Consider the following 7633-nt stretch of genomic DNA (forward strand, 5'->3'; position numbering starts at 1 on the left):
CCTTTGTTAATGACCAATGACCAATGACTAAAACTGCATGGGTGTTTCCCGGACAAGGTTCCCAAGCACTGGGAATGGGAATAGACTTATTAGATATACCCGCCGCTAAAAACAAATTTGTCCAAGCCAAGGAAATTTTGGGCTGGTCTGTAACCGAAATCTGTCAAAACCAAGAAGAAAAGTTATCACAGACGCTATACACTCAGCCAATTCTTTATGTGGTAGAAAGCATTCTTGCTGACCTTCTTGGAGAACGAGGACACCACCCAGATTTAGTTGCTGGACACAGTTTGGGAGAATATACTGCCCTTTACATAGCGGGTGTCTTTGAGTGGTCGGCTGGTTTATATCTAGTAAAGCGTCGTGCAGAACTTATGAATAATGCCGTCGGTGGTATGATGGCGGCTTTGATGAACTTTGACCGCGAACAGTTAGAAAAAGTCATTGCTCAAACGCCTGATGTGGTGCTGGCAAATGATAATAGTTCGGCTCAGGTGGTAATTTCAGGCACGACTGAGGCTGTACAAGCGGTGATGACTCAAGTAAAAGCAAAGCGTGCTATTCCCCTAAAAGTTTCTGGAGCATTTCACTCGCATTTAATAGCACCAGCAGCTGCCCAATTCCAAGACATTATAGAATCTGTGGAATTTCAGCCAGCTATTGTACCAGTGTTGTCTAATGTAGAACCAATTCCGTCTATTGATGCCGAGATTTTAAAGCAACGCCTGAACAAACAAATGACTGGTTCTGTAAGATGGCGAGAAATTTCTCTGGAATTACCAGCCAACGGTATCCAGCGAGTAGTTGAAATTGGCCCTGGTAAAGTCTTAACTGGCTTGATTAAACGTAGTAGCCCTGACTTAATATTAGAAAACATCCAAAGTGCTGCTGATTTACCTGTTTAATTTTTTTGGAGCTTCATTTCAATTAAAAATTCTGTACCCTCACCCAGAACAGAGTTAAAACTCAATTTACCATTGTGGATTTCTTCAACGATAGACTTTGCGATCGCTAATCCTAATCCTGTTCCTTTACCTACACCTTTTGTAGTAAATAAGTGGTCAAAAATCTTTTTTTTCACTGATTCATTCATCCCCTTGCCATTATCAATAATAGCAATTTTCACACTTTCATTATCGAGGGAGGTTTTAATTATAATTCGGTTGGGATTGGCCTTAATTTCCTTAAAACTCCGTCCCGTATTTGATTCATCCAGCGCATCAATGGCATTTGCCAGAAGATTCATAAATACCTGATTTAATTGCCCAGGAAAACATTCAACCTGGGGCAAATCCCCATAATCAGTTATCACTTCAATTGCTGGACGTTGTTCGTTAGCTTTCAGGCGATGTTTGAGAATTAAAATCGTACTGTCGATACCTTCGTGGATATTAAACGGCACTTTGTAATCTTTATCAGCACGGGAAAAAGTGCGGAGACTGGTGCTGATATTTTTGAGGCGATCGCACGCCATCACCATTGAATCAATCATCTTAGGTAAGTCTTCTAAGCTATAATCCAAGTCTATTTCTTTGGCATGGTCGATAATTTCATCATCGGGATTGGGGAGACTTGATTGATAGAGTTTTAAGTGTTCAACAATATCTGCAAGGCTAGGTTTAGCTTGTTGAAGGCTGGCAGAAATGAAGCCCAAAGGATTATTCATTTCATGAGCTACCCCGGCAACTAAATTACCCAATGCAGACATTTTCTCACTTTGGACAAGTTGTAATTGGGCTTGTTGTAAGTCTTGTAATGCTTGCCCGGCTTGTTGATAAAGTTGAGCATTTTCTAGAGATATTGCTGCTTGGGAAGAAAGGAGATTAATAACGCTGAGGCGATCGCTAGTAAACACTCCTGGAGTCAGTTTATTTTCTAAGTAAATAATACCTACCAAATGTCCTTGATTAATAATCGGGGTACATAATACACTTTGGGGTTTTGTTCGGTACATATATTCCCCAATTACACCAGGAATATCTGTTTGCAAGTTATCGATCACAACTGTTTGTTGGGTATTTTTGACGTAATTAATAATTGTTGTGGGAATATCTTGACAAGCATCTAGTGGTTGTGAATTAAGAATGGTTTGTATCTCAATATGAGAATTTGATCCATGATTGATAAAGGTAATTGCCTTAACTTGCCAAGTATCTCCTTGAGGAAGAATTAGTGCAGATTTTTTCGCGCCAGAGTTTTCTAGGATAATGCGGGTGAGACTGGTAATGAGTTGATTTATTTCCAGAGAACTGGAGATAGCTTGAGAGGCTTTGAGGACAGAGGTAAAATCTAGAATATTGGAAATATTGGTGCTACTAGTGCTAGAAGTGTGAGTAGATGAAAAAGTCCTAGAAAAGCCAATAGTTTCTAGAGGGTTGAAGTTAATTATTTGTTGTTGCAGGATGGGTTGCAACAGTTTGGGATAGCATTTTGTTAAGTCATCGGTTTTGGCTTTCGCACCCCAGCGAGCATAACAGTAGTATGCTTCTTGCATATATGCTTGAGCGACTTTTTCTTTACCCCAGTCGAGGTAGAATTTGGCTGCGAGTTCGTTGCTCAGTCCTTCTTCTTGGATGTAGCCGTTTTCTTTAGCAAGAGAAATCGCCAGGTCATAATTTTTCATTGCTTCTAAATATTCACCAAGAACTCGATGTCGTTCTGCCTCTACTAAATAAAATTTGTGTAGATGATTTGTTGGGTTATGACTTGTCCATTCCTGCATATTTTTCTGATGAGCTACAACTTGTTGCAGGATATTTTCTTGCTCAGATTTAGGATAGTTAGGCAAAACAGTTAACCAAGCCAGAGAAGCATAAAAATAGAACACAGGAATATTAAACATTCCTTTTCCCGCAGATGCATGATGTTTTGCCCGTTCAATATGCTCAAGCGCTGCCTCAAATTCTTGAAACAAATAACACAGAATTAACTTGTTCAAAAAGAAATGCCATAAACCTGTTTTGTCATCTGTCTGCTGATATCGTACTAACAGTTCCTGTTCTTTATTTGCTTCACCAAGCAACAGAAATGGACTTGCCGTTTGACCAAGCAAGTTGAGAATTGCTTGTCGATAAAGTTCATTGTAGTTAAGTTGCGTTTGTTGATTAATTTGTGACAACACCTTGCTATAGGCTGTCATTTCTTGTTCTAGCTCGGATAACTGATAACCCATAAAATAGGCGTGGAAGCCGTAACCCATAGCTGCGTAGCCCAAGTCGATTAAACTTCCACTTTCCCAACCACTAGAGTAAGCATTTTGCAGCAGCTTTAAGGTTTCTCTGGCATGAACTTTCCAATGAAGTATAAAAATAGACGTAACAAATAATACTCTAGCTTCAATCTTTTTTTCTTTGAATTTAGATAATAAATTCAACGCCAATTGACCAAATTCATAGCCTTGCTCAATATCGCCAGCAACAGCACAAAGAAATAATCCGTACTGAGAGTAACCTAATGCAGAAATAGACGCATTTCCATAAGTCATTGACAAATTCATCTGCGTCATGACTATCAATAAATATAGATTTGGTTTTGTCAAATAAGCAGGGACAGATATTTCATTGAGAATTTGCATCACTGCCAAAATTTGAGGGTTCGTCATCTCTGGCAGATTTAGCAGATCCGTAGGTTTTTCACTACCTAAAAGAGCTTGTGTTTGTTGACTCACTCGTGCAACATCTTCTAAATCTGGTGATTCAGGGAGAGGGATCTCAAATTGCTTTAATATCGTCAATCCAGTCTTGATGGCTTCGAGTAACTGACCCTGTGATGTATACGCATTAATTCTCACACCATACACTTTGACTGTATCCAATGCTGTTTTTGCTTGTTGCAGTACTACTTCTACAAGCTGTTCCATCTCATCTATATCAGTATTGAGATAGGCTGCCTCCACTGCTTCTACATACAGTGCTAGTGTCAGGTTATACTGACTTTGCCAGCGATCGCTAGTTAAGAGATTGCGCCCAACTGCAAAGTATTTAACCGCTGCACTATAAGCAGTAGAATTTTTAGCTTTGCACCCAGCGATTAAATTTAGCTTTGCTAATTCCTCTCGTGATGTTGGCTGCTCAATTAATTCGACAGCAACATTGATTTGATTAACAATCTGAAAAATTCGTTCTTCTTGTTCATTCTCAGATGTGTTTTTCAGTAACTGTTGACCAATCCGATAATGAGTTGTTTTCTTTTGCTCATCTGGAATCAGAGAATAAGCGGCTTGTTGGACGCGATCGTGCAAAAAATTATATTTGACAGTCTGAGAAATTTCTTGAGTAACTGCTTGACTTTCTTGCCCGACATAAAATTTATAAATATTATCAGTGGGCAAAATCAACCCTTCTTGTAATGCTTTCCACAAACAAGCTGCTGTTTCTATCTCTGATTTTTCCGAAACAATAGTCAAAGTTCCTAAATCAAACTGATTCCCAATACAAGCAGCTAACTGCAATACATTTTGAGTTGATGTCGGTAGTCTTTGCAATTGAAATGCCATAAAAGCAACAACATCATCTGTCACCGCTTGCTGAGTAACTTGTGTAATATCACATTCCCAACAGCTTGACTCAAAGCTAAACTCAATCAGTTCATCTTGATGCAATGCTTTGAGAAATTGGGTAGCGAAAAACGGATTACCTTGAGTTTTATGAAATACTAATAAAGAAAGAGGCAGAGCTAAATTTTCTGAACACTTAAGTGTGTCAGCAACTAAATAATTCACTTGCACTTGACTCAGTGGTGCTAAAGTAATCGTATTAATCGTGAAGAGTGCTTTTTCGATTTCACTCAAGGTTAACATCAACGGATGTACTGAATTAACTTCGTTATCACGATACGCACCAATAATCAAAAGATGCCCTGGATCAGTCATTAATAGCTGAATTAACTTTAACGATGCTGAATCTGCCCATTGCAAATCATCTAAAAATATTACTAATGGATGTTCGGCAAGAGTAAAGACTTGAGTGAACTTTTGGAACAATAAATTAAAGCGATTTTGTGCCGCAGTTCCTGATAATTGAGGTGCTGGTGGTTGGATACCAATAATTCTTTTTAATTCCGGAATTACTTCAATAATTACCTGCCCATTTTCCGCGACAGCTTTTAAAAGCTTACTTTTCCATTCCTGGATTTGAGTATCGCTTTCTGTGAGCAATTGCCCCATTAAATCTCGGAATACTTGCACAAATGCACTGAAGGGGATATTTCGCTGAAATTGGTCATATTTCCCTTTGATAAAATAACCACGTTGACGAACAATGGGTTTATGAACTTCGTTAACAACCGCAGTTTTACCAATACCCGAAAAACCAGCTACCAGAATCATTTCGGTTGCACCCAAGCTAACTCGCTCAAATGCTTGGAGGAGAATTTCTACTTCTGTTTGTCTTCCATAAAGTTTATTAGGGATAACAAAGCGATCGCACACATCCCTTTGAGCAATTTCAAAGTGTTCAATATTACCAGTTTTTTGGAGTTGAGTTAAACAATTTTCTAAATCAGATTTCAGTCCTAATGCACTTTGATAGCGGTCTTCAGCATTTTTTGCCATCAATTTCATCACGATGTCACAGAGAACTTGGGGAATCGGAAAATCAACCTCACCGCAACCCTCTCCTTGGTAAGGAAAGGGTGCTTTATGCAGGTAAGATTTATTCATATTTGGTGGAAGTTTTGCAATATGACAATGCACCAACTCCATCGGGTCGTTTGATTGAAAAGGTAACTCACCTGTAAGTAACTCGTAAAAAGTAACACCGATTGAATAAAAATCAGTCCGATAGTCAATCCCCCGATTCATTCGGCCTGTTTGTTCTGGGGAAATATAAGAGAGTGTCCCTTCTAATAGATTAGGATTGATGAGTGTTTGGGTTTCTCGTGGTAGTAGGGATGCAATACTAAAGTCAATTATTTTAACTTGTCTGGTTTCTGGATTAATTAAAATATTGGCAGGTTTGATGTCTTTATGAATAATCCGCTGATGATAGAGTATATTTAAGATATTGCACAGGGCAATCGCTATCTGTAAAAACTCCGTGAGATTTCGTAAACTTGACCCTGTTCCCCATTCTTTAAGAGAAATTCCCCCAAAATCTTCCATCACCAACACATAGCCATTTTGGTAAGGTTCTAAGCTGTAGGTTTGGATAATTAGAGGTGAGTTGAGATTTTTGGCAATGGTATACTGATTGCGAAACTGCACCAATTCGCAAAAACCCGGATATGGATTTTTCAGCAGTTTAACCACTACAGGTAAAGAGTCAGTTTCTCGATAACCACGATAAACTAGGGTTCTCGAACCATTGTAAAGTTGTTCCTTAATTTGGTATCCGGGAATAGTAACTAGAGTGGTAACCATACTGCTAAATCCTGACAATTCCAGATTTAGTGTTCCCAGATAGGTGAAGCAATTCATAATTTAAATGAATACCAAAAAAGAAATTATCCGATATTCGTAGAGTCTGTTACACTTCGCTAACGCACCATATCTATCTTATTGCTCACGATGCATTACAGCGTTTCGCCTGACGCACCCTTGTATTTTAGAATAAGTGGAAGTTCCTAAAATGATGTTTTCAAAGGTAGGGAATGTAGTAAAAAAGCTCACCAAGCATCAACTGAAATTGCCGAAATTAGTACCTTGTGTTTCTACAACTTTTTTGAGTTTGCTCTGGGCCTTGCGATCGCGTATGCTAAATTCAGTTTGATTTGCATTATCTTCTGTGGACAAAAACCGCGAACCGTTTATCAGTCTGGCACTTTACCACGCCTTTAAATGGTCGGTAGTCAGCCCCATGCTTCACGCTTACTTCCGGGGCCAGATTTATGGTGCGGAAAATGTCCCCCAATCAGGGCCGCTATTGGTAGTCAGTAATCACGCTAGTTACTTTGACCCGCCAATTGTCTCCAACTGTGTACGTCGTCCAGTGGCATACATGGCTAAGGAAGAGTTATTTAATATCCCCATTTTGGCGCAAGCGATTAAATTGTACGGTGCTTACCCGGTGAGTCGGGGAAATACCGATCGCACTGCCATCCGTTCCGCCCTAGAATATCTCAATAACGGTTGGGCTATCGGTGTTTTCTTACAAGGTACTCGCACCCCAGATGGTCGAATTACAGACCCCAAAAGAGGCGCATTACTGCTGGCGGCGAAAGCAAAAGCCCCAATATTGCCGGTGAGTGTCTGGGGTACTGAGAGGATTTTAGAAAAAGGATCGTCCCGACCTCGCGCAGTTCCCATCACTGTGAGAATTGGTAACTTGATTGATGCGCCTAATTCTATTAATAAAGAGGAATTGGAAGCGTTGACACAAAAGTGTGCCACGGTAATTAACCAGATGCATGATTTAGGAAGATGAGTTAGACAAGCAATACATAAACCTCATCTATATTGAGAACCGTAGTTTTTGCCCTCACCCTAAATCCCTTTCCCAAGTAGGGCTAGGGTGTACACACAAGTATGACCAGCATAGGTTTCAACTCTTTTAGTAGTTTCGTAGGGTGCGTTATGGACACGCCGAAATAAGAAACGCGTTCGCCGAAATAACAAATGCGTACGCCGAAATAACAAATGCGTACGCCGAAATAACAAATGCGTACGCCGAAATAACGAATGCGTACGCCGAAATAA

At 39.7% G+C, this 7633-nt stretch carries 4 protein-coding genes; 2 read left to right on the forward strand and 2 right to left on the reverse strand.

The window, feature by feature from the left end; translation table 11 throughout:
* The first annotated feature begins 23 nt into the window (after positions 1-23).
* On the forward strand, positions 24-905 hold the full coding sequence (gene fabD, locus V7K40_RS08750; protein WP_334958648.1) for an ACP S-malonyltransferase: 882 nt from the start codon (positions 24-26) through the stop codon (positions 903-905).
* Here the strand turns inward: fabD and V7K40_RS08755 are convergent.
* Positions 902-6358 (reverse strand): AAA family ATPase, encoded by a 5457-nt coding sequence (locus V7K40_RS08755; protein WP_334958649.1) that lies wholly within the window; start codon positions 6356-6358, stop codon positions 902-904. The genes fabD and V7K40_RS08755 overlap by 4 nt on opposite strands.
* Positions 6359-6722: 364 nt before the next feature.
* On the opposite strand from V7K40_RS08755, the gene V7K40_RS08760 reads away from it, so the two are divergent.
* The gene (locus V7K40_RS08760; protein WP_334958650.1) at positions 6723-7361 is read left to right on the forward strand and encodes a lysophospholipid acyltransferase family protein; all 639 of its coding nucleotides are present in this window, start codon (positions 6723-6725) and stop codon (positions 7359-7361) included.
* Positions 7362-7443: 82 nt separating this feature from the next.
* Here V7K40_RS08760 and V7K40_RS08765 read toward each other — a convergent pair.
* The coding region (locus V7K40_RS08765; RefSeq protein WP_334958652.1) for a hypothetical protein at positions 7444-7633 on the reverse strand (190 nt) is incomplete at its 5' end.

It is taken from the genome of Nostoc sp. (assembly GCF_036917195.1).
Classification (GTDB): Bacteria; Cyanobacteriota; Cyanobacteriia; order Cyanobacteriales; family Nostocaceae; genus Nostoc.

Excerpts from the sequence above, each read along its gene's own strand:
- fabD (WP_334958648.1), top strand. The coding sequence starts at position 24 with ATGACTAAAACTGCATGGGTGTTTCCCGGACAAGGTTCCCAAGCACTG.
- V7K40_RS08755 (WP_334958649.1), bottom strand. The coding sequence starts at position 6,358 with ATGGTTACCACTCTAGTTACTATTCCCGGATACCAAATTAAGGAACAA.